Source organism: Vibrio sp., from assembly GCF_048266485.1.
In the GTDB taxonomy this organism is placed as follows: Bacteria; Pseudomonadota; Gammaproteobacteria; order Enterobacterales; family Vibrionaceae; genus Vibrio.
Genome location: NZ_JBLWZK010000007.1, coordinates 102,780 through 126,708 on the forward strand (window position 1 = coordinate 102,780; position 23,929 = coordinate 126,708).

Genomic DNA, 23,929 nt, shown 5'->3' on the forward strand with positions numbered 1-23,929 from the left:
ACAATGACAAAAGTCGTTTGTATTGGAGAATTGCTGATCGACATGGTGTGTTGTGATATTGACCAAGGACTGGTGAAAGGTGAGAATTTTATAAAAAAAGCGGGCGGAGCACCGGCTAACGTGGCTGCTACAGTCAGTAAACTAGGTGGCCAATCAACCTTTATTGGCAAAGTAGGCCAAGATGCGTTTGGCGAATTTCTGATCCAAACGTTGTCCTGTGTCGGCGTTGATACTCAAGGTATCATTCAAGATCCTGTCAATACCACGACCATGGCTTTTGTGGCATTAGAGCAAGGCGGTGAACGAGATTTTCAATTCAATCGCGGCGTGGATGGTTTACTTACCCGTGATGAGATCAACATCGATATTCACCAGCCTGATCTGTATCATTTTGGCTCAGCCACCGCTTTGCTACCAGGACAAACGCACGACACCTACCTCACGCTGATTAATGAGCTGTATGAGGCTGGACAATTTATCTCCATGGATCCTAATTATCGTCATGCATTATGGACTGAAGAAGCGTTTAAAGCACAAATGTACACCTGCCTTCCTAAAGCCAACCTCCTCAAGGTCAGTGAAGAAGAATTGCTGATATTAGGGCAAAGTACATCTCAAACCAAGGCGCTAAAAGCCCTTCATCAACGCGGTGTGCCATTTATTTTGGTCACCATGGGCGCGAAAGGCTGCCTGATTTCATCACATGAAAAATCCACCGTGATCCCTTCCGTTACCATTACGTCAATTGATTCTACCGGTGCCGGAGATGCCTTTATTGGCGCGGTGTTATGGTGGCTTGCAAAACAAGGCGGCGCGCCAACGTGTAACTTTGACACATTGATACATGCCGTTCAACGAGCAAATACCGTTGGTGCCATGGTATGTGAAAAGCTCGGCGCAATTGCGGCCCTGCCCTCATTAAGCGATCTTGAACAAAGAATGGGGACACAATGAGCAATCTTATCGCGCGCGCCAATCCACTGGCTTTGCCAATCGCAAAAGATGACCCTTTTCGACCGCAATACCATGTTAGCCCCAATGTTGGATTAATGAACGATCCCAATGGCGTTGTTGAGTTTAATGGTAAATTTCACTTATTTTATCAATGGAACCCATTTGCCTGCACACATGGAGCTAAATTTTGGGGGCATTTTATTAGCGATGATATGGTCAACTGGCAAGCCATGCCTGTGGCTCTGGCGCCTGATCAAGACTTTGACCGCCACGGTTGCTATTCTGGCAGCGCCATCGTACATAACGATACGTTGTATCTGCTTTATACCGCCAATCTCAAAAAAGCAAACGCTCAACGAGTTAGTTCGCAATGCTTAGTCAAAAGTAAAGACGGTCTTCATTTTGAACGAGTGGGCATTGTGATTGAGGGACCTCCCAGCGGTTATACTGCCCATTTTCGCGATCCCAAAATTTGGCAAGAAAACGACATGTTCTACGCCGTGATTGGCGCTCAAACCACCGAAGAACAAGGACACTGTTTGTTATACTCTTCTCCTGATTTACATCAGTGGCAATGTTTAGGTCCTATTGCCGGCAGTAAACTCAATGGGCTTGGTGAGTTTGGGTTTATGTGGGAGTGCCCCGATATTGTTCGATTTGACGAGAAAACGGTGCTCATTTGCTCTCCTCAAGGGGTTGAGCCTGAACAGTGGCGATATCAAAACCTTTACCAATCTGGCTACTTTATCGGTCAAGGCAATTGGCAATCCCCTTGCTTTGAACATGGTGCGTTTAATGAACTTGATCGCGGCTTTGAGTTTTACGCGCCGCAAACCATGCAAACAAGCGACGGTCGCACGATTTTATATGCTTGGATTGGCATGCCTGAGCATACGCAAGAGCCCAGCATCGAGTATGATTGGCTGCACATGATGAGCCTACCAAGAGAGCTGACGCTTGACGATAATTGTCTTTATCAGCGCCCCATTCGTGAGTTACAAAACTTGCGTCGCTCCCATCATCATTATCACCAGCAATCTTTGACCGCCCATCAAGAAATATCCTTTGATCAGGTGCAAGGACGCAGTGGTGAACTACTTGTTGAGTGGGATAAATTGACGGCGCCGTGTGAATTAAAGCTGCTCGCAAATACCGCTGGTCAATACACATCACTGCGCTTTGATCCCACTAGCGGCATGCTCACTCTAGATAGAAGCCACTCCGGTCAAGGCCATCAAGGTCAACGTCAATGTCAGTTACCGCCAAGCTCAAGCCTTCACCTACACATTTTTATCGATCGCTCTTGTGTTGAAATCTTCATTAATGAAGGGAAAGAAGTCTTTACCGCTCGAGTATTTCCTGATAAAAATGCCACTCGTATCTTATTTGTGAGTCAAGCAGACAGTCAGATCAGCCAACTGGACTACTACACGCTTGAGGCAATTCCTACTGTTAGGTCTTGAGTTGAATATAAAAGAAATCGCCACACTAGCCAACACTTCACCCGCGAGTGTCTCGCGGGTGATCAATTCATCTGGTTATGTCAAAGAAGAAGTTCGTCAACGAGTGCAAAAAATACTTGATGACACTGGGTATCGACCCAATGCATTTGCAAAAGCGCTGCACAGTAAAAAAAGCCATACCATTGGGGTGATTTTACCCAAAATTAACGCCACTTCCTCTAGCGATAATGTCTTAGGTATTGATGAGTATTTTTCTGCCAAGGGCTACAGCTTATTATTGGCCAACACCAATCACAGCCTTGAAAAAGAATTAGAATTTCTTGATGTGTTCAAACAAAAACAAGTGGATGGCATTATTTTAATTGCTACTGAGCTGACAAAAGCGCATCAACAGGCATTTGCAAAATTGGCCATTCCTTTAGTGATCATGGGGCAAACGTCACTGGATGATACGCCATGTGTGTTATTTGATGAAACCCAAGCGGCATACTGCATGACCGAGTACTTGATTGAACATGGCCACCAGCGCATTGCCTTTATTGGTGTCGATGAGCGCGATATTGCGGTCGGGCAGTGTCGAAAACAAGGCTATTTAAATGCATTACAGGCTCACAACCTCGTTATTTGTGATGAGTATTACGCCCAAGGCGACTTTACCCCAGAAGGGGGCTACAAAGCCTGCCAACAGATAATACAAACCTCTTCTGCACTGCCTCATGCGCTTTTTGCCGCCAATGATAAAATGGCCATTGGCGCGATAAATTACCTGATGGAGCAAAATATCCGTGTCCCAGAGCAGATCAGTGTCTGCGGCGTGGGTGGTGGATTATTAGCCCAGTATTACAATCCCAAGCTCACAACATTGTTTTACGACTACAAACAATCAGGGATGATAGCTGCACAAACGTTATATCGCTTAATCCATGGCGACAAAAACACCGAGCCGCGTCAATTTGTGCCCCATCAATTGGTAGTGAGTGACAGCACAAGGTCTGTTCGTTAGTTATTAGCTGATTGTTTTTATCGCAATCTACCGTCATGACTGGGCATCGTATTAAGCGACAACCTCGTTCGTGATTGTACTTACTTAACTCAATGTCTAAAACTGATAGGACGGATCAGTTCGTCCTCTACCCTAATTACCTTTAATAATGGTCGAGTATCCAGTTAGTGGAATAAATCGATAAAAAGATAAGGACAATCAGAAGGACTGGGATCGCGAGTACCATTGCCAATTTTTTCATAATGGTTGGTTTATCAAATACCACACCGGCTTCTTCTCTCACTCTTCTATCTTCATCAAAATGCCATTTAATGGCGAAGTAAGCACCAATAGCTAATACAATTAACTTTAAAGCGCCAGCAAGATACGGAAATACATTAGCCCAATTACCGTTCATTATTTACCTCCATTTAACAAATACAGCCACAATTTTACCACTGTATTGACTTAATAAAAAATTCTCACTTAAAGAACTATCTCAGCCAAATTCGCTATTCCACTGACATTCACGATGCCACTGAAAGTAACCTGTAACACCAAATGGTAGTGATTCGACGTAATGGCATAGGCACGCACATCAATCGCAAAAACTTGGCTTAGCAATCTCATTGCGCTTTACTGGTTGTAAATAAGATAGTTAACTATCATAGTTTATGAAGAAGATTAGATTTTTCGGAAAAGCTGTGCTGTTTAACATTAACTGATGAGTAAAAGAGTAATCAATCGAATAAAAGGCAACTTATCAATCTCAAATTAAGTGGGGAAAATACATGTGTACACGCATCGTTTATCATGGTGACAATGAAATGATAGTGACCGCTCGCTCTATGGACTGGCGAGATGAAATACCAGCTTGTATGTGGGTATTTCCTCGAGGTATCGAACGGAATGGTTCGGTAGGCGAAAATTCTATCGTGTGGACTTCCCGTTACGGCAGTTTGATTACTAGCGCATTTAATATGTCAAGTACGGATGGCATGAATGAAAAAGGTTTAGTCGCAAACTTGTTATGGTTAGCAGAAGCTAATTACCCAGAATACAAAGGTCAAATGCCAGGGTTGTCTGTCTCTGCGTGGGTGCAGTATGTTTTAGATAACTACGCAACGGTTTCAGAAACGGTTGAAGCTCTAAAAAAAGAACCTTTTGTGATTGTGTCGGCTGATATTCCAGGTACTCAACGTTTTGCTACTCTGCACCTCTCGATATCTGACTCTATTGGTGATAGTGCCATTTTTGAATATATTGATGGAAAACTAGTGATTCACCATAGTAGACAATACAATGTAATGACAAACTCTCCTGTTTTTAATCAACAGTTAGCACTAAACGAGTATTGGCAGCAGATAGGTGGTTTTACTATGTTGCCAGGTACTAACCGCGCCGCAGATAGGTTTGTAAGAGCTTCTTTTTATATCGATGTCATCCCCAAAGTAAGTGACACAAGAACAGCAATAGCCGGTGTTTTTAGTGTTATTCGCAATGTATCCGTTCCTCTGGGTATCCATTCAGATAACGAGCCAAACTTATCTTCTACTCGGTGGCGTTCTGTTTCCGATCATAAAAATTTACGGTATTACTTTGAAACAACCTCTAACCCTAATACTTTCTGGGTTGATATGAATGCTTTAAACTTTGATGAAAAACAACCCGTTAAGAAACTGGCTATTAATAATGGTCTCTTTTCAGGAAACATGGCTGATTCGTTTATTGACTCAGACCCTTTTATTTTTGCAGGTATCTAAATTCTAAAAATTAAAAGAGGGAGGCAAAATTAATATTTCTGAAATATTAATTTCAAGCCTCTCACTTGATGAGATCGAGTTCGGTGCGATTCCTACCATTATGTTTAGCTTGATAAAGAGCATCATCGGCACCTTTAAGGGTCGCGCTAATCGGCTTATCTTCTGCTAGCCAATGAGACACTCCGATAGAAATTGTAACATGGCCGACGACCTCAAATTTGTTTGACGCAATAGATTTACGAATTCTCTCGGCAACGAACTTAGCCTGATGTATGTCCATTCCGACTAAGAAAACGATAAACTCTTCACCACCAGAGCGGCAAACAATATCGACTTCTCGTGCCTGAGCCCTGATCATACTTGCCACACTGACCAATAAAGCATCGCCTACATCATGACCAAAGCTATCATTCACTTTTTTAAAGTAATCAAGATCCAAAGCAAGCACAGAAAATGGAATTTTTTGCTCTCGAAAGGTATCAATCGCCTTATTTAGACCTCTGCGGTTTACGAGCCCCGTCATGGGATCAGTTAAAGCATCTAGGTGCAGCTGATCAATAGTGCTGGATACATTATTTAACGTTCTGAGAAATGAGTTTTTCAAATATGACGCTTCAAAATACCAAGGCTTCACTTCATTTAAATCTTGCTTGGTAAAGTTATGGCTTTCAAAACTTTTGACTACACTGGCTAATTGCCATAAAGGTTTCGATATAAAAATCGAAGAAACCCAAATAATCAAAAATATAAGAAAACTAATTGGGAGTGACCCTATAAACATCTGCCACATTTGCTCGTTAAGTATAGGCCAAACAAGCTCTTCTGGCTTCTCTACAATAATACCCCAGCCAGCATGCTTTACGGGAGCATATCCAGAGAGCATCTCAACACCTTGCAAGTTAACGATGGCCTTTCCTCCTTCCTCTCCACTACTTACCGCTCTTATTGCTTCATTCTTAGTAAGAACTTCTCCAATTCGCGTCGGATCAGGGTGATAAATCAACGTCTGATGCTTATCGACAACATATAAATATGACCCATCTTTGTAACTATGCTGTCCCAGAATTGTTCTTAATATATTTTTTTGAGTCAGATAGATGGTTCCCGCAACATAGCCTAAATAATCGCCGTTTTCAGAAAAGATAGGATACGACATGCTTATCAAATAATTACCAACAGGAGAGACAAATGGGTTCGTGATAAGTGGCGTTTTTGCATTTAGCGATTGTAACGCGCGTTCTTCCGTTAATTGAACACCTTTCACTCCAATGGTTTCTGGTGAGACTGATATGATAACCCCGTCCGCATTCACGATTACGACAGAATTGAAAGCATTGGTTTGAGTCCTCAATCGATTCACCTCTTGCTGCAATACAAGCGGATCAAACATTTTGCGGCTGATTATCGATGCGCTGTACTCTAATTGGGATAAAGCAGCATCAATAAAAGTATCCGTCACCTCCGCCATTTTAACCGCATATACACGGTTGGACTCTATGGTATTGTTAACTACTAACTCATGCTGAACTCGATATATGGAGTGAAAAGAATTAAGAAAAGTGACGAGTACACTGAACATACCTAGACACAGAATTAATTTCCTCAGATTTAACTTATCCCTCACCTGTTTCATTTCTTTCATATACTCCATAAGTTAAATCATGACTTTTACATTCGATATAAAATACCTTGTCACTCACCGATCTATATTAACTCAAATACGTGATTCGACAACAAAACGTTAAAAATATGAAATACCCTCTCAACCTTCAGCACCAGCAATCACTGGCTTTTTTAGAGCGCGAGGGACAGAACAGAGAGATAATGAATGGACTCGAAATCTACTGAAAAATAGACCAGAGCGAAATGTAGAACAACTGCAAAGAACTCGACTGTTAATGAACGAAAATGTTGCAGACTGCTTGATTGAAGGGTAGGAATCTTTAATTGATGGCCTTACTTTACCCGATGTTAATGATAGGCAAAACGGTAAAAGAATTGCCCATCAGCATTATTTAAAACGCATTATTCCCTAGCGTCTTACCATCAATCGTTTTTCCATAATAGCCTTGGTGTTGGTGATATTGTTTGGCATTACTTTCCACACTCCCTTTAAAACGTGGGTCTTGTGGCCTTTCATGACTATTTACGTAGGCTGCCACATCCCAGGCTTCTTGCTCAGACAACTGTACGCTTTTACCTAATGGCATATTTTCATAAATAAAATACGCTGCGGTGTTAATACGGTGCATACCAGCTCCCCAGTTATAAGCATTTTTCCCCCAAAGCGGTGGTATGTATGAATGCCCATTCTTATCTTTTATTCCCGAGCCATCTGCGCTATGACAAGTTGCACAGTTTTTTTCATATACAGAGGCCCCTCTCTCTGGGGATGGTGTTTGCTCTGGCGCCGCGATTTTAGGATAACCTCGCCCAGCCAGTTTACTTCGCTCTTCAATAGGTAATGCTTGTGCAATCGCATCGGGAAGTGGGAAGTCTTCTGCCTTACCACCGACTTGCAACGCTTTATCATCTAGCTCTGGGATCGGCGCTTTCTCCATATCATAACCATCTAATAATGCTCCCATTGATAACCAATAAGCGTAAGCACTAAGCGCAATGATCTCAGGCGAGTCATAAGCCGGTGCTTTGCCATTCATTGAATAGGTAAAGCAACCTTGAATACGGTCGGCGTAACTATTGACTTTGTCATTCTTTTTTCGATAAGCAGGATAAGCCATATAAGCGGCCCACAACGGTGCAGCATTGGCTTTTCGGCCAGCGGCCATGTGGCAGTTCACACAATTTTGCTCATTACCTACGTAAGTGCCTCGCATTTGCTGAGAGTTCACGAATAGTGAGTAGCCACGTTTTACTTTGTCACCAAAAGGCGTATTTGGAATGGTACTGAGATCTCGCGGTTGCAAATACTCACCATGCTGTTGTTTTTTTACTGCTGGTAACTCAGTTTGTCGGTCAGGTAATGTGTCATTAGCAACGGCTATAGCCGGAAGAGTCGATACCACGAATAAAGAGGATAAAAGTTTCATGTCTGTTCCTAATAACGTAATGAGGCAAAGTAATAGGCAAGATTCTCGATTTCCTTATCGGTGAGATTCTTTGCGATAGACCCCATAATATTCAATGGATCACCACTACGCGTACCATGCTTCCAAGCCATTAATTGTGCCTTCAAGTAATCGGCATGCTGACTCGCTAATCGAGGAAACTTATCGACACCCATTCCGCTTGCTCCGTGACACGTTGCACAAGCCGGTATATTACGCTTCCAATCCCCTTGAAAGATTAATTTACGATAAGGACTTTGAATGTCGGCTTGATCACCACGATGTTCCAAATTAGTAAAATCATAGCTCGGAAGGTTAGAAAAATACGCCATCACTTCTTCACGATCTTTCGGATCGCTTAATTGCTTTGCCATACCTTGCATAGTGGCATTTTTACGCTCTCCACTTAGGAATAGTTTAATTTGATTATTGAGGTAGTCTGCATTTAAACTTGCGATCATAGGGGCAATGTTGATTTGACCCATGCCATCGGTCCCATGACAACTACTACACATTTGTGCTTTTTCTGGAATGGGTGACGCAATGACATGGGCTGACGGGAGCGCCAGCAAAAAGCTTGCCACTGCTATTGGGATGAATTTTAACATTTTCACTCACATTGTTATTATTTATGAATGACATTGTAAATAGTGTTGAGAGTTAAAAATATTGTGGATTACCACATATTTATATATATCCAAGCCTTCCCACGTTGTGACTAGCAAGATCATTAAAAGCAACTTACTTTTCATAGATCACGGCTGCGTTATCAACACGACCAGAGCAGTCTGCGATAGAATCATGCGTTAGAAATCAGCTTTTAGCAATTGAAAATTCGAGGCAGCCAAACAAGATTTAGTGACAACTTTAGGTTACAGATATTGAGTAAATTATGGTTTATGAGTAGAATAATACACATAATCATTTAGGGGGTTGTTATGGAATCACTAACGATACAAGCCTACATACTCAGAGTATGGTCTGATATTGCACAAATTACTTTTCCTAAAAGTGATCAAGGTAATTTTGTCACTACAGAGATTCACTATCACAAAGAGTATGCACTCGCTCACTTCGAGAAAGATGACATGCATGCCGTTTCAATTAATTACCCGGTTAATTTCTTCTTTGATGATATGGGTCGTTCGGGTTGGTTAAGATTTCTTGACGACATTATGCCAAGCGGTGCAAGTCGACGTTTTTGGGTCAAACAGCTTGATATTGAAGATCTCTCTATTGAACAGCAAAACTTCATTCTGTTGAAATATGGCACTATCTCCCCTGTTGGTAACCTTCGAATAAAAGAATCCCTACCAGAGCGGACTGAGAAATCAGATTCGCTCTTGTTTGCAATTAGTGATGTTATCGACCGAGCCAGTGACTTCTTAGATTATGCCCAAGAAAGAGGTGCTGCGGCTGGCGGTGCAACCGGTGCTGGTGGTGAAGCGCCCAAGTTATTACTACGTTGTTCTAACGACGGTAAAATCTGGATTGATAGTTTTCAAGACGATATTACAAATCAAGATTTACACTATTTAGTAAAATATCCTAGAGGTGCTCGAGGGCAAATAGACTGCAATATTTTACGCGCTGAATTTTACTATTACCATGAACTAACAAACCTAGGCATCGATACCATTCCTATTGAGTCTATGCGGTTGGAAGAAGGTGCCAATTACCCTTCTCTTTGGCTACCAAGATTCGATATATATATTGATGATGAGCAGAATATTCAGCGTTATGCTATGGAATCCGTTTACTCCATTTTGAATAAAGGGCCTGGCAGCCTTCTCGACCATGAAGAGACCATTCGACAGCTGATTTATAAAATAACGAATAGTCATATGGTTACTGAGCAAGGATTTCAATTTGACGTTCAAGGTTTTGTCATTGAATGGGTAAAGCGAGACTTGCTCAATATTCTATTTGGTAATAGTGACAATCATGGGAGAAACACCTCCTTCATTAAAGGAGACGGTTATATCAAACTCGCTCCAATTTATGACTTTGCACCAATGAAAGCCGACCCTGATGGCATACCAAGAACAACCAAATGGAAATCACCTTTAGAAGTCGGTGGTGAGTATGATTTTGATGGTATAGCAAATTCATTATCAGATTTAGTTCCTAAAGAAATATTATTAAACGAACTTAAAGAACTAGCAAAAAACTGCCTTGCTTTAAAAGAAAGGTTAGAAGAAAGAGGCGTACCAAAGCAGATTTTAGATATGCCAGCCATTGGTATGGATTTCATTGCTATAAGACTGACAAAATGGGGGCTAGTATGAGTACTAACAAAAAAAATACCAACGGTTCAAGTAATTCATCAGCAGAATCAGCACATGAGGCTATAGCTCGACTTCGCTCAAGAAATCAACGTTTAAAAACGATAGAGCAGCCACAATCCCCCATTAATAGCTCAATTGAATACGTTGAAACAGAGAAAAAGAGAGCGTCTAAACACGCACCATCAATACCTACATCAGAAAGGCAGTACAAAATAAGTGAAGTTATTCGAACCTTATTAATGGGTGAGCTAACACAAGGACAAGCCCTTAAAGAGCTACGGATCAGTGTATTAGGTGTCAAACAAGATACATTCGCCAAAATGGTTGGTGTTTCAAGAAAAACCATATCTGAGATAGAGAACGACCGTGGAGTTTTTAAAACAGATATTCTTGATAAAGCGTTTAAGCCCTTCGGACTAAAAGTAGGGTTAATACCAGTTTCTAGTAGCTTATTGCATTCCGTATTAAGTAGTCATAATAAATGATATTGAGAATAATTGTGTGCATATGCCAGTATTGGAGGGCCCAACGTTTCGTCACAAAACTTCATAAATACTCGAGTAAATCCTTATACCGAATGAAAAAATAATGTAACGAACTTATCCAGAATTATCCAGAAGAAAGATAATCTCTGTTTCCCCACTGAATTATCCTTTAGACATTTAACCAGTCAGATACAACTAAACTGGTATTAATTTGTTAGGTAAATTAGGGCAAACGTCGATACTCAGGAACGCCGTGAGTGAGGGGACTGAATTGAAATGGGGCATGCTCGTGACAGAAGTGATTGGCCTGACACGAGCGTGGACACTTTCGAGCTAGAAAGTGCCCACGGGTAAAAAATCAGCCTGTAAAGCCTCTGGACAATTTTTAGCTACCGATTCGATTTTACTCATTTAATAAATTACGGATTAGTTGATGTATGGGAAAGTAACTCAGCGTTAAGGTGTGAGCAATACTGATACTTCCGCAGACCACCTTAAACACTAAACTCAACGCATAGTGAAAATACCACGTGTTACGAATAACTCTTAAACAGTTTGTAAGTCTCTCATTCCCAAAGGTTATTGCTTACTCAACAGAAACTTACGTAAATCTCTCTCAGTACGCATAACAAACAGAATAAACACTTTATCACCGTCTTGTTTATAGAAAATACGACATGGATTAACGACAACTTCACGATAACTTAAATGTTCTAGTTCGGGTGGAATACGACCTGATTTTGGGAAAGTTTGTAGGCGTTCGACTTTAGAGAAGATCGTTTGTACTAATTGATTTGCAGCTACGATATTTTCAAGTGCGATGTATTCAGCGATATCGTTGAGGTCAGATAACGCTGGCTCAGCCCAGATTATTTCAACCATTTTGACATTTTGTCCTTGGCTTCATCATGACTTACTACTTTACCGCCAGCTAGTGCGCGTTCACCTCGTGAAATACCCTCAAGAATAGACAAACGATTTTGCATAAACTCGTAATCATCAACATCAACTAGATACGCGGATGGCTTACCATGCTCGGTAATTAACACTGGTTCTTTGGTGTCGTGGAGATCGGAGAGGATCTTAGTTGCTTGACGTTTAAGTGATGTAACTAGTTCTACTTTCATGAAAGCTGCTCCAAAGGAATACTAAAGTGATACTATTCTATCACTTTGAGTATAGCAAGCTCCATGACGGCTAACAGATAATTAGACTCCCTCTCCTCAGCTAAACTTAACCTGCTAATAAATTTTTATTGGGAGTCAAACAGTTATGAATAATTCTACTATTATTGGTGTTGATTTAGCAAAAGATGTGTTTCAAGTTTGTGTGTACACAAACAATAAAGTGCTTTCAAACAATGAAATGAATTTCAGAGAATTAAATATTAGCAACCCATGAATAACTTCAAGTATGGAAAATGGATTTTATGTTGGCTGTACAACACCTTAATCCATACCTGTGATATGTTTTTTTTCCACAAAAAAGCCCACGTGCTTACGTGAGCTTTGAATCAACATAACTCTATTAAGCTTCTGCTAACTCAGAATCGAGCCGTGCAAAATCTGAAAAACTACTCTTCAGGTCTGTCCGCAAGGATTCTATTTCGGATTTCTTCAACGCTTGGGGCTTTCTTGAGGTGCCCTGCTTCACCTTGTGTGAGTTTTGTCCACACCAAAGCCAACTTCGCTTTTCCACCATTCATCAAGTTCGTCTCCGTGCTTGTTCTGTATAGCTTTGAGCATCGCTTCTTTAATGTTAAGTGAAGAGCTCCTTCGTGTCCCGTCAAGGCTACTGCCAATATAACGTGACCACCCTTATTTTCTATGTAACCTCTGAGTGAAATTAAAGTTCCACCCATCGATAAAGTATCATCCAAGATAACATAATTACCGCCTTGCTGTACATCTCCATCGAAGAAAGGATATTGAGATAGACGATAAAATGCACCTTTATCTGTTCTTTGTGGCTTATTCGCTTGAACGATATCACCGCACAACTCAAGCTTTAGAGTTGCGGCTAAATAATAAGCTAGAGCCGCTGGAATCTTATTGGTGCCAAACTCTTCGATAGCATGAACAGGGAGTATCAAGGCACTCCTTTCCTGAACAACAGCTCGCAGTTCTTCAATTTTTTCTTGAGGAACAATATCTTTAACTAGTTGCAATGCTGCGTCATTGCTGCCATTTTTCTTTGCATCCTCATACCTTTCATGCTCCTTAGCCGAACCAAGAGGACAAAAGATGAAAACTGGCGGAAAATCAGCCCATGCAACTCTGGTTTCTTCTTTTTTTAATCGCTCTCGGTATTCCGCGAGAGATACAACTTTACTAGGCATTCACACTTCTACTAAATCAAATCTTTTAGCATTCTACTAGAAAGCACATATGGTGCATATACTCGGATACATAACGCTTTCTTTACGGCGACAGTCCATACTTTAGGGACAATAATGCTTTCTCTCTTTTTAATCTTCAACGATAAATCAATAAGATAATATCTATCAGTAGGGCTAGATCGCTCTGTCGAGTATAATTTTGACAACAGCTAGTTTCAGATAATTTTTAGTTGGGAAAACGCCCTCCTAGAACTTGTAGTGCATTTAATCTAAGTGGTTTTGGGGCAGATCTGAGCTAGCCACATCAGCTAACTCAAAGATGGACAGATCTGGTTTAGCCGCCAGCACCATAAATGGTGTTGGACAGCCTTCGTCCTGGCATTTTCAACTAAAAGGCTCAATCGTAATCGGAATTAGGACTACCCCATTCATTTCCTACAGGACCGCCCAACACTCCTTGAAGCTTCCTTCTTTTACACCACGCTATCGCGATCTCATCAAATATCTCAGCAGGAATTTCAGCAGTTCTGACAAATTTGAACCGACGTTCTTTTCTGATAAAACGGACATTTATGTCAATGTTGGTAATAAAATCGTTAAATGCAAAAATGTGCGAATAAAGGATCATACCTTAAAAAATATGACGCTGGCTACATCTACAAGATTGATATTTGATGGTCATTTATATAATGAAAAAGTTGAATATATTTTGGTCTACTATCTTGATGGGGTGAAATACGTGAACTTGATATTATAAATGCTACAGGACATGAAATTTTACGTGTAGATGTCACAAAGTCATTAGATGAGATAAATTCCCAGATTGAAGAAATTATTAACAAGATTAAAATGTTAAAGTTAAGGTGTGATTTTACTGATTGGGATATTGATGCTGAATTCAACCCTGAAACGTATGTTAAGCTTGGCTATATCTCAACATCAGATAATGTAGCTTTTAAAACTATAAAAGATGCTTGTAATTGCTTCGGACATAGTTACTTGGGGTTTCAACGTGCGGGAACACATCATCCTTATCATTCTGATACCATTCTATGGTTCCCTAAATTATTTCCAAATGGTGTGTGGAATAATGTAATTTCTGATGATGAAAATATAATCATTGAAAGGCATGAAGAAGAAGCCGCTAAAAAGCATGTATTAATGCACCTCGAAAACAAAGAAAAATATAAACATAAGCGGATAGTTTTTGCAAAAGTAAAAGGTAACTTAGGTGATGTTCTATACCGTTTTAGAGGCTTGTACGAACTAGACACTAAAAAGAGTAATTATCAAACTGGTCTTGTTTGGAAAAGAATAAGCACTAAAGTTGAGACTTTTCAGCAAATATAATTCTAACAGAGCGTTACTTTCCCACACGTCAACTAATCCATAATTTACTAAATTAGTAAAATCGGTAACTCAAAAATGTCCACGCTCGTGTCAGGCCAATCACTTCTGTCACGAGCATGCTCCAAAATGCGTTAGCTAGTAACCTTGCAACGGCTACAATGATTTTCTTTTTCCATATATTTTCTCATGCTACATGTTGCTAATCCTGTATAGCTTAAAATTTGATAACTTACACCAAAGTAAATTATCTAGTCGGTTAAATACAAAATTCTGAACTATAGTTTGATAGTCAGTCAAAGCCATCATTTGATTTCCTTTTAGTTCATGAAATGGGAATTCACTGTACTCAACCTAAAGGACGACAAGTTACAAATACAACCTATTATCAAACAGACGTAATTACCTTGCATGGGCAAGAAATGTCCCTTGAACATACCATATCCCCACTAGAGGATAATTTGGACTTTATCCTCTTCTAGGGATATACTTTTATTTATCCTCACTAAAGGATAATCACATCTATTTAGGCCGACCTAACGCTATCCAGAGAGCAAAAACCAATGATATATAGTCCAAAACAATTAGCCGATATGATGCTACTGATACGTCAAAAGAATGGATGGACACAATCTGAACTGGCAAAAAAAGTCGGTATCAAACAAGCAACGATCTCGAACTTCGAAAATACCCCTAACAAAACAACCCTTTCTACTTTCTTTAAGATTGTTCAGGCTATGGATCTAACATTGAGTATCCAAGAAAAATCACAGGCAGCTTCGTTAGATGAAAATGATGAGAGTTGGTAATGCAAAAACTAATCGCATACATGAATGGTGAACTTGTTGGCACTTTAGAAAAACATAAGAATGGTGCTCATACTTTTCAATATGATAAAAACTGGATAACCAATGCGGCGAGTCGCCCACTATCATTGTCGTTAAAGCTTCAATTACCAACCATCACCTCCGATGCAGTGATAAACTTTTTTGACAATCTTCTGCCAGATAGCCCTCAAGTCAGAGATAGAATCGTTGCAAGGTACAAGGCACCATCTAAACAACCATTTGATCTCCTAAAAGAAATTGGAAGAGACAGTGTTGGTGCCATTACTTTACTTCCTCCAGAGTTGCCTTATATAACAGAACCGCTTAACTACGAAGTACTTGAAGACCAAAAACTTGAATCTATTCTTTGTGCATACAAATCTGATATTCCGCTTGGGATGCTCGAAGAGGAAGACTTTAGGATCTCAGTCGCAGGCGTTCAAGAGAAAACGGCGCTACTACGCTTTAATGGGCAATGGTGTCTACCCAAAGGTAACACGCCGACGACCCACATTATCAAATTACCTATCGGGGAAATTCAGCAAGCTAACGCGACACTCGATCTCAAAGATAGCGTAGAAAACGAGTACCTTTGTATCGAGTTAGCTAGGGCGATGGGATTCACCGTTCCCAACGTTGATATAATCCAAACAGACAACATTAAAGCTTTAGCTGTGGAGCGGTTTGATAGGCGCTGGACAAAAGACAAAACAAAATTACTACGTTTGCCTCAAGAAGATATTTGCCAAGTATTTGGAATGCCATCGTCGATTAAATATGAATCTCAAGGCGGCCCAGGGATAGAAAAAATAATGGCGCTGTTAATGGGCTCAAGCAACGCCATAGAAGACCGCTATAACTTCATGAGATTTCAAGTATTTCAATGGCTCATTGGTGCCACAGATGGACACGCTAAAAACGTTTCGATCTATATTGATAAAGGAGGGAGCTATAGACTCACCCCATTCTACGATATTTTGTCAGCCTACCCACTACTGGGAGGAAAAGGACTCAATATCAGAAAGCTAAAGCTGTCGATGGGATTGAAAGCAACAAAAGGCAAAATGTATGAAATCAGTAAAATCCTGCCTCACCACTTTTTGGATACCGCTAAAGCCATCAATTTTAGCCAAGATACGATGCAAGAGATCATGAATGAAATGAAAAATGCCTTACCAAAAGCAATATTACAAGTAAGTGCTAGATTGCCTGAGAACTTTCCCAAGCATATCGCAAGTTCTATTTTTGATAATACCCAGAAAATGATGAAGAAGCTCTAGATCAAAACTCTTAGCTCTACTTTTTTACATCACTTGGTCCTTTTTTACATTTTCCATCTAAATCAGCTCTTTTGTGAGCCAACAAACACCCTATTGGCTCGTATATGGCCTTTTAAAATATTAACAATAACAAAAAGCTCACTATTGAATTTCCCCCCCTTTACTTAGACCTTTTATGGTCTTATATTTGTATCGAATAGATCATAAAGCTCAATTAAGAACCCTGACATAGGCAAGATTATGAACCCAAAAGTATAATTGTCAGGCTCAAATGGTCATAAGCATCCCCAATAGTGTGCCCCCTTAGTCACCTTTTACACCTCCCCATTTAACCATTACTTATCAATGCCTTAAATGTCCCCTACTTTCCCCCTGAGACAGAAATACTGCACAAACCTGCCTTTTGAGACACTTGCCTTACCAAAGGTCAGATGCTGTTAGATTGTGTCAATCACACTCTATTTACCCATCAATACCGGCTGGAAAAAAGGAGGACAATAAAAGTTCGAAACGTTTTCACTTCCAAAGTTCATTTTTATCGTGGTCACCAGAGGCCAAGTGTGGCAAAAAAGATTTTGTAACTTAGGCTCTATCAACGTTGCTATCCCAAGAAAGTGTGACAACAATAAGTATCTTGAAGCCTTAACCGTTTGTCATACGAATTATTGTTCACTCAATGCTTTTGCTTCGAATTTGGTATACCACGTAACTAGGTACTCCGAGTGCGAAGTTTCACTGAATACTGTGAGTGATTTCTTCGGGAAATTAATATGGACTGCTCACCAACACATAATATTTTAATCATAAACCCAAATAGCAATAAGGACATAACAGATAGAACACAACAAATTGCCAATAAAATTCTTCCAAAAGATTCTATGGCTCAGGTTATTCACCCTAAAGAAAGTCCTTTATCCATTGAAACTTATGCAGACCGATTAGTTGCAGAACCACTCACGATTGAGCTTTTAAGTTTAAATCAAGGTTATGATGCTTATGTCATGGCTTGCTTTGATGATATTGCTATCCAAGCTGCTCGTCGATTTTTAAATGTCCTTGTTATTGATTGCATTGAAGCTGCAATCAAACTGGCATACATGGCATCTAGAAAATAACAAGGGATCATGACGCGGTAATTTAACTAACTGCGCCATGATCAGTTATCGAGGTTTTCCTTCAAACGCCATTAAAAAGCCATCAACCACCAAGTCCGCCCACTCTTTTCTGCGTTTTTTTGAAGGTACATCATTCGGGTGAGTCAAATAATAAAGTTGTGGTTCACTGCGTACAGTGGCAATAAAGAGCTTAGCCAACTCATCAGCTGATTTACCCCTGCCGTCAATATCTTTATGATCTATAGCAAGTTCAATAAGTTGAGAAACAAGGTCAATACTTTGCTGTGGTCCTGCGCGATAGAATATATCACCTAATTGAGGAAAGCGCTCAGCCTCAGCAATCACAATGCGCGACAATGAAGCACCAGAAGGAGCCAGAACAACATCAAGATAAGTTTGTGCGACTTCAAGCAATACATTACGAATTTTGCCAGGAATAAACTGGATTGTTTTCAATGAACTTGAGTTTGATGTGCACTCTGCCTCAACCACAGCGCTAAAAAGTGTTTCTTTATTTTTAAAATGGGCATAAACCGTTGATTTTGATACGCCCGCCTCTCGCTGGATCATATCCGTCGTGGCCCCTGAAAACCCATGCGCTAAGAATATTTTTTTAGCCGCATTAAGCACAATACGTGCTTTAGGAGACAATTCGAGTGACTGTGTTTTGAACTCATTATGGGTAAGAACGATCTTAGACATTGCCGATCCTTTTCGATTTAAAGTTGACAGCCGTTGGTATGATCCCTATATTATCGAACCGAACGGTTCAGTTCAAATTTTTTGCCTTCAAACTGTACCGCTCAGTTCGGTACAGTTTAATCTAATGCGAGTTGATTGTTATGCATATATCCTTATCTGGTTCTTTTTTCCGCCATCGCACCAAATCTTTAGCGTTAACAATAACGCTAGCTCTTACTGCGGGTTGCTCAGTGACACCGTCGCCAGCTGATCCGAAATTAACCACAGTCAACAACGATTGGGAAACAGTTCAGTCAAACGCGCAGTCTCTAACCTTCACGGATACGCAGATTACAGAAGATTGGTGGACTCAATTTAATGATGAGACCTTAAATCAGTTGGTCTTGCGAGCAGAGAACAATAATTTAGATCTGCAACTCGCTCTTAATCGAATTGAACAAGCGCAAGCTCAACTTGGTATTCGTGATGCGCAAAACATGCCAAAAGTGTCAGGAACTGGGTCAGCAGTTAGAGAAAACATCAGTGATAATGGAAAATTTGCGGCCTTGGGAGCAAAACCAGATGGTAATGCTTACTGGCAAGCTGCGATAGATATTTCATGGGAACTCGATCTCTGGGGGCGATTAGATCAACTAACAGAAGGCGCTCAACAAGGTTTAAATGCTTCGGTTTACGATATGGCAGCAGTAAAAGTCATGTTGCGAGCCAATGTGGTGTCTCAATACTTTGAATTACGCGGCGCGCAACAACAACTTTCATTAACAAAAAGTGAACTTGAGTTGAACCAACAAGCACTGACGATGATCACCAGTCAGTTTAACAATGGTGTTGTTGGCGCAGCATCAGTTGCTCAAGCAAAAGCTAAAGTTGCCAATCTTGAGGCCCAAATCCCCCCTTTAGAAGACAGAGCACATCAGCTGATGAATCAGCTGGCCTTATTAAGTGGCGAAGCGCCTCAAGCTCTGAGCTCTTTATTATCTAAACAGACAACTATGCCTGTGTTGCCTTCTCATATTCCATTAAAACTTGATGGTGATTTAGCTCGTCAACGCCCTGATATTATGAGTGCCTCCGCTCAATTAAAACAAGCGACCGCTTCGGTTGGTGTCGCGCAGGCTAATTTTTACCCAAGCGTTAGCCTTAATGGTCGTGCAGGTTTTGAGGCTTTTGATACCGAAGGGCTCACGGATTGGGATGCAGGTTTCTTCTCAGTTGGCCCAGCGGTTTACTTACCCATTTTTGAAGCAGGCACATTAAAAAAACGCTTAAAGTTAACCGAACAAAAGCAAACCCAAGCAGCGCTTCATTATCGCAAAACGGTTTTAAATGCGTGGCATGAAGTTGACGATGCGCTCGCTCATATTCAAGCGATGTATACACAGCACCAATCACTGCAAAACGCATATCAGCAAATGTCAGTGGCACGTGATCATACAAAAAAAGCGTTTGCTCAAGGCAGTATGAGTCATTTAGATGTGATTAAGTCAAATGAGCAAGTTACTCATGCGGCGCAACGTTTGCAGCAAAACCAAACACAACTAAATATCGCGTTAGTGACACTTTATAAATCCCTAGGGGGTGGTTGGCAGCAAGCAGAGGCGACAGAAGGCGGAGTGTTATGAGTTCGGATAAATCACAAACACCACCTGTGTTACCTGCAAAAATAGTTGCAGCACTTGTCGGCATATTTATCAGCGCCATGATGGCAGGATTAAACAGTCGCGTCGGTTCGCTAGGGTTAACGGATATCAAAGGCGTATTAGGATTTTCATCTGATGGCGCCTCATGGATCAACACAAGTTACACTGCAGGTGAAATTCTGATCACCCCATTTGCAACTTGGTTTGCGATCACCTTATCTGTACGCCGATTTCATACGATTGCAGTTCTCATCGCAGCAGCCATTGCCCTATATCTTCCTTTTGTACAAAACTTAGATCTTTTGATCTTGTTACGCTTTGTACAAGGCATGGCATGTGGCGCCTTAGTTCCACTACTTATGATGATGGCGTTAAAGGCACTACCATTACACATTCGCTTACACGGCCTTGCTCTATACGCCATGACCGCTACCTTTTCCCCCAATATTTCCATATGGCTCAGTGGTCAATGGTCAGATGGCATGCATATGTGGCAACTTACTTACTGGCAAATTATTCCGCTATGCATCATTGCCATAGGTTTAGTCAATTGGGGCGCGCCCAAAGAGCCGGTCAACTTTAGCCGTTTTGCCCAAGGTGATTGGTTGGGCATGGCTTTGGGTGTGATCGCCATGACGCTGCTGACCATTGCGCTGACTCAAGGTGAACGATTAGATTGGTTTGATTCAAAACTAATTACCCTGTGCCTTGTAAATGGCATCATTTTGTTTGGGTTATTTTTGAACTGTGAATGGAACCATCCCACCCCGTTTATCGAGCTACGCTTGTTAGGCCGGGGTAATTTAGGGCTGGGTTCTTTAATCTTTACATTCATGCTGATTGTGATGATGTCTGCCACCGCCCTGCCGATGACATTTCTATCGGCCGTGCAAGGTTATCGCGTGTTCCAATCTGCGCCACTGGCATTAATACTTGCCTTACCGCAATTAATCTTGGGCTCATTGGTGGCTTTACTGCTCTATAAAGAGTGGGTGGATGCTCGCAAAGTTTTTGCTCTTGGATTGGCTGCGCTAGCTGCGGCTTGTTTTATTGCTGCGCAAGTTAACATTGAGTGGCATCGCTCTGAGTTTTACCTTGCCCAAATGTTACAAGCAATCGGTCAGCCTATGGCTGTGGTCTCGATGCTGTTTCTGATGACCAGTGTTGTCGCTCCTAAAGAAGGACCTTATTTCTCAGGCATCATTAATACGTTGCGGGTTATCGGCTCCACGCTAGGCGGCGTGTTGATGGGACACTTAATGGTGACGAGAAACCAATACCACAGCAACCTATTAACCGGTCATGCGGCGATGTCTCACAGCGAATCGCCCTACAACCTCGCACAACAAATTGCTTTACAGTCCGTCACCTTAAGTGTTGCTGATGTCTATTACTTATTTGCTATTACCGCCTGCTTGATGATCCCTATGGCGCTCAATATGACATACATCCCAGCGCCTAAAAATAGTTGATAACCGATCATCATTTATCGCTATCACAATTTATAACTCTCTAATTTTTAATAAAGGAAACTCTTATGGCTTTAACCCGTTCCCTAAAACTTTTCAGCGCTGCGGTTTGCGTCACACTCATGGTTGGCAGCGCCGTTTACCTGAATCGACCTGACTCTGCTGCGAGCATACAAACAACAGACGATGCATATATTGACGCCGATTTGAGTTTTTTAGGCTCTCGCGTGGCAGGAACAATTTCTCATGTGCTGGTTCGTGAAAATCAAACCGTTAAAAAAGGCGATCTTTTGTTTGAAATTGACGATAAGGATTTTCGCGTTGCACTATCGCAGCAGCAAGCCAATGTCCACCAAGCGCAAGCAAACCTAACTCGCGCTAAAGCAGCACTAAAGCAGCAAGCCACCACGATTGCTCAAAGTAAAGCAGATGTCGATGCCAAGCAGGCGTCATTATCATTGGCAGAGCTTGATAGAACACGCTTTAGAAACCTAGCAAAAGACGGTTCTGGCAGTGTCCAAGCACAACAAAAAGCAGATGCTAATGCACGGATCACACGCGCAGCATGGGAAAAAAGTAAGGCGTTACTTGATTTTAATAAAGCGCAGCAGCAAGTTTTAGAAGCCGATCTCGTCCGCGCAAGGGCTGCATTGGAAGTTGCAAAAGCAAACCTTGAAAGCGCGGAGCTAAACTTATCTTACACGCAAGTTTATGCACCGATCGATGGTGTGATAGGTCAGAAAAAAGTTGCCGTCGGTGAATTTGTCAATAAAGGTTCAGCATTAGCCGCTTTGGTGCCAAGCGATCAGCTCTATATCACGGCCAACTACCGAGAAACCCAGTTGGCAAATATACGTCAAGAACAAGCTGTTGAGGTGAATGTAGATGCATTGCCAGGCGTCACGATTAAAGGCATTGTTGATAGTGTTGGCCCTGCCAGTCAGGTGAGTTATTCAAGCATTTCACCGGTCAATGCTACGGGCAACTTTACTAAAATTGTTCAGCGCCTGCCGGTTCGCATCAAAATCGATGAGCAGCAAACATCCATAGATAAGCTACGCGTGGGGATGTCTGTTGTGCCACACATTCAAACCAGCCCTGTTGATTCAAAATATTGATTCAATAAATCATAAAGGGTTAAAACGACCACTCTGCTTGTTCCATACCGTGATTCGTCATCAAACATACAAGCAGAGCGATCGCCTCATAACAATAAATAAATCATATATTTTTTTGATTAACCCGCTTTGATAACTCTTCAGCACTTTCTTTGCGCTCGCTATATCTATCGGATAATAACGCTGAATTTCCACGCAATAATAATGTGAAGCGCATCAACTCTTCCATCACATCCACGATGCGATCATAATAAGCTGAGGGTTTCATACGGCCTTCCTCATCAAATTCCAACCAAGCTTTTGGCACAGAGGATTGATTAGGGATTGTAAACATACGCATCCAGCGGCCTAACACACGCATTTGGTTCAAACTGTTAAACGATTGAGAGCCGCCACTCACTTGCATTAGAGCCAGCGTTTTACCTTGCGAAGGTCGCACTGCCCCTTCCGAGAGAGGGATCCAATCAATTTGTGCTTTCATGATACTTGTCATCGAGCCATGACGTTCGGGTGATGACCAAACCATCCCTTCACACCAACGTACTAACTCGCGCAGCTCTTGAACTTTTGGGTGTGTATCCGGCGCATCATCCGGTAATGGCAAGCCCGACGGATTGAAAAATCGAACCTCAGCGCCCAAACGTTGCAAGATTCGCGCCGCTTCCTCTGCAGCCAAACGGCTATAAGAACGCTCTCTTAATGAGCCATACAGCATCAAAATTTTAGGCGCGTGGGTGACCTGTGTCGGATCGCAAAAACCCGAACTTTTCACATCATTTAATAGGTTAGCATCAAGTGCTGGCATGCTTGTGTTGGTATCAGTCATGTGATGATATTCATTTGATAAAAGAAGGTTAAATTTTTTCATACCTTTCAAAATATTCAAGTCGATATTAAAACAAGCGACTAAATGCACGAATCAACTTCGTCGCGGCACCCAATCCCGCCTATATAAATCTGTATTTCGTTTTGATGACATCGCCTCATACACCCTATTTTGACTGCTGAAAAAGCAAACATGAATTTTCTGCATCTTGACTTGCAAACAAACTAAATATCCAAGCCGCAGCGTACAGGTTATAACTTAAAC

At 41.3% G+C, this 23,929-nt stretch carries 22 protein-coding genes; 13 read left to right on the plus strand and 9 right to left on the minus strand.

Going from position 1 to position 23,929, the window contains the following annotated elements:
- Positions 1-3 precede the first annotated feature (3 nt).
- Genes ACN0T8_RS10255 through ACN0T8_RS10265 form a run of 3 tightly spaced genes read left to right on the plus strand, consistent with a single transcriptional unit; the run spans position 4 to position 3,420 of the window.
- Entirely contained in the window at positions 4-954 is a 951-nt protein-coding gene (locus tag ACN0T8_RS10255) for a carbohydrate kinase family protein (protein WP_417880528.1), read from the plus strand.
- Entirely contained in the window at positions 951-2,417 is a 1,467-nt protein-coding gene (locus ACN0T8_RS10260) for a glycoside hydrolase family 32 protein (protein ID WP_417880529.1), read from the plus strand. The genes ACN0T8_RS10255 and ACN0T8_RS10260 overlap by 4 nt, the downstream gene beginning before the upstream one ends.
- A gap of 1 nt (position 2,418) precedes the next feature.
- Positions 2,419-3,420: a LacI family DNA-binding transcriptional regulator gene (locus ACN0T8_RS10265; protein WP_417880530.1), complete on the plus strand. Its 1,002-nt coding sequence runs from the start codon at positions 2,419-2,421 to the stop codon at positions 3,418-3,420.
- Between the two features lie 142 nt (positions 3,421-3,562).
- Here ACN0T8_RS10265 and ACN0T8_RS10270 read toward each other — a convergent pair whose 3' ends face one another.
- Positions 3,563-3,817 (minus strand): hypothetical protein, encoded by a 255-nt coding sequence (locus ACN0T8_RS10270; RefSeq protein ID WP_089138403.1) that lies wholly within the window; start codon positions 3,815-3,817, stop codon positions 3,563-3,565.
- A gap of 373 nt (positions 3,818-4,190) precedes the next feature.
- On the opposite strand from ACN0T8_RS10270, the gene ACN0T8_RS10275 reads away from it, so the two are divergent.
- Positions 4,191-5,162 carry a linear amide C-N hydrolase gene (locus tag ACN0T8_RS10275; protein WP_417880531.1) on the plus strand — a complete coding sequence of 324 codons (972 nt, stop codon included), beginning with the start codon at positions 4,191-4,193 and terminating at the stop codon, positions 5,160-5,162.
- Positions 5,163-5,223: 61 nt separating this feature from the next.
- Here the strand turns inward: ACN0T8_RS10275 and ACN0T8_RS10280 are convergent, their stop codons facing one another.
- The 3 genes from ACN0T8_RS10280 to ACN0T8_RS10290 all read right to left on the minus strand — a co-directional run bounded on the left by ACN0T8_RS10280 (position 5,224) and on the right by ACN0T8_RS10290 (position 8,838).
- Complete coding sequence (locus ACN0T8_RS10280) at positions 5,224-6,786, minus strand: diguanylate cyclase (RefSeq protein WP_417880574.1); 1,563 nt, start codon at positions 6,784-6,786, stop codon at positions 5,224-5,226.
- A gap of 391 nt (positions 6,787-7,177) precedes the next feature.
- Positions 7,178-8,212 (minus strand): c-type cytochrome, encoded by a 1,035-nt coding sequence (locus ACN0T8_RS10285; RefSeq protein WP_417880532.1) that lies wholly within the window; start codon positions 8,210-8,212, stop codon positions 7,178-7,180.
- An 8-nt stretch (positions 8,213-8,220) separates the two neighbouring features.
- Complete coding sequence (locus ACN0T8_RS10290; protein WP_417880533.1) at positions 8,221-8,838, minus strand: c-type cytochrome; 618 nt, start codon at positions 8,836-8,838, stop codon at positions 8,221-8,223.
- 330 nt (positions 8,839-9,168) lie between these two features.
- On the opposite strand from ACN0T8_RS10290, the gene ACN0T8_RS10295 reads away from it, so the two are divergent.
- Both ACN0T8_RS10295 and ACN0T8_RS10300 read left to right on the plus strand, forming a co-directional pair.
- Positions 9,169-10,518: a type II toxin-antitoxin system HipA family toxin gene (locus ACN0T8_RS10295; protein ID WP_417880534.1), complete on the plus strand. Its 1,350-nt coding sequence runs from the start codon at positions 9,169-9,171 to the stop codon at positions 10,516-10,518.
- A complete protein-coding gene (locus tag ACN0T8_RS10300; RefSeq protein ID WP_417880535.1) occupies positions 10,515-11,003 on the plus strand; it encodes a helix-turn-helix transcriptional regulator in 489 nt (162 codons plus the stop codon). Before ACN0T8_RS10295 ends, ACN0T8_RS10300 begins: the two co-directional genes overlap by 4 nt.
- Before the next feature lie 579 nt (positions 11,004-11,582).
- Here the strand turns inward: ACN0T8_RS10300 and ACN0T8_RS10305 are convergent.
- The 3 genes from ACN0T8_RS10305 to ACN0T8_RS10315 form a co-directional block, all read right to left on the minus strand.
- Positions 11,583-11,885 carry a type II toxin-antitoxin system RelE/ParE family toxin gene (locus tag ACN0T8_RS10305; protein ID WP_417880536.1) on the minus strand — a complete coding sequence of 101 codons (303 nt, stop codon included), beginning with the start codon at positions 11,883-11,885 and terminating at the stop codon, positions 11,583-11,585.
- A complete protein-coding gene (locus ACN0T8_RS10310; RefSeq protein WP_417880537.1) occupies positions 11,873-12,130 on the minus strand; it encodes a type II toxin-antitoxin system Phd/YefM family antitoxin in 258 nt (85 codons plus the stop codon). The genes ACN0T8_RS10305 and ACN0T8_RS10310 overlap by 13 nt, the downstream gene beginning before the upstream one ends.
- A gap of 446 nt (positions 12,131-12,576) precedes the next feature.
- A complete protein-coding gene (locus ACN0T8_RS10315; RefSeq protein WP_417880538.1) occupies positions 12,577-13,341 on the minus strand; it encodes a hypothetical protein in 765 nt (254 codons plus the stop codon).
- Between the two features lie 849 nt (positions 13,342-14,190).
- On the opposite strand from ACN0T8_RS10315, the gene ACN0T8_RS10320 reads away from it, so the two are divergent.
- The 4 genes from ACN0T8_RS10320 to ACN0T8_RS10335 all read left to right on the plus strand — a co-directional run bounded on the left by ACN0T8_RS10320 (position 14,191) and on the right by ACN0T8_RS10335 (position 17,910).
- Complete coding sequence (locus ACN0T8_RS10320) at positions 14,191-14,691, plus strand: hypothetical protein (protein WP_417880539.1); 501 nt, start codon at positions 14,191-14,193, stop codon at positions 14,689-14,691.
- Between the two features lie 560 nt (positions 14,692-15,251).
- Positions 15,252-15,497 carry a type II toxin-antitoxin system antitoxin HipB gene (gene hipB / locus ACN0T8_RS10325; protein ID WP_105902588.1) on the plus strand — a complete coding sequence of 82 codons (246 nt, stop codon included), beginning with the start codon at positions 15,252-15,254 and terminating at the stop codon, positions 15,495-15,497.
- Positions 15,497-16,795: a type II toxin-antitoxin system HipA family toxin gene (locus ACN0T8_RS10330; protein ID WP_417880540.1), complete on the plus strand. Its 1,299-nt coding sequence runs from the start codon at positions 15,497-15,499 to the stop codon at positions 16,793-16,795. The genes hipB and ACN0T8_RS10330 overlap by 1 nt, the downstream gene beginning before the upstream one ends.
- Positions 16,796-17,565: 770 nt before the next feature.
- On the plus strand, positions 17,566-17,910 hold the full coding sequence (locus ACN0T8_RS10335; protein WP_417880541.1) for an aspartate/glutamate racemase family protein: 345 nt from the start codon (positions 17,566-17,568) through the stop codon (positions 17,908-17,910).
- 45 nt (positions 17,911-17,955) lie between these two features.
- On the opposite strand, the gene ACN0T8_RS10340 is transcribed toward ACN0T8_RS10335, so the two are convergent.
- Positions 17,956-18,612, minus strand: a complete 657-nt coding sequence (locus tag ACN0T8_RS10340) for a TetR/AcrR family transcriptional regulator (RefSeq protein ID WP_417880542.1) — start codon at positions 18,610-18,612, stop codon at positions 17,956-17,958.
- Positions 18,613-18,752: 140 nt separating this feature from the next.
- Here ACN0T8_RS10340 and ACN0T8_RS10345 point away from each other — a divergent pair, with 140 nt between their 5' ends.
- The 3 genes from ACN0T8_RS10345 (at position 18,753) to ACN0T8_RS10355 (ending at position 22,839) form a co-directional block, all read left to right on the plus strand.
- Positions 18,753-20,234, plus strand: a complete 1,482-nt coding sequence (locus ACN0T8_RS10345) for an efflux transporter outer membrane subunit (RefSeq protein WP_417880543.1) — start codon at positions 18,753-18,755, stop codon at positions 20,232-20,234.
- A complete protein-coding gene (locus tag ACN0T8_RS10350) occupies positions 20,231-21,724 on the plus strand; it encodes an MFS transporter (protein ID WP_417880544.1) in 1,494 nt (497 codons plus the stop codon). The genes ACN0T8_RS10345 and ACN0T8_RS10350 overlap by 4 nt, the downstream gene beginning before the upstream one ends.
- A 65-nt stretch (positions 21,725-21,789) precedes the next feature.
- A complete protein-coding gene (locus ACN0T8_RS10355; RefSeq protein WP_417880545.1) occupies positions 21,790-22,839 on the plus strand; it encodes an HlyD family secretion protein in 1,050 nt (349 codons plus the stop codon).
- Between the two features lie 103 nt (positions 22,840-22,942).
- Here ACN0T8_RS10355 and arsH read toward each other — a convergent pair whose 3' ends face one another.
- Entirely contained in the window at positions 22,943-23,665 is a 723-nt protein-coding gene (gene arsH / locus ACN0T8_RS10360; RefSeq protein WP_417880546.1) for an arsenical resistance protein ArsH, read from the minus strand.
- Positions 23,666-23,929 lie beyond the last annotated feature (264 nt).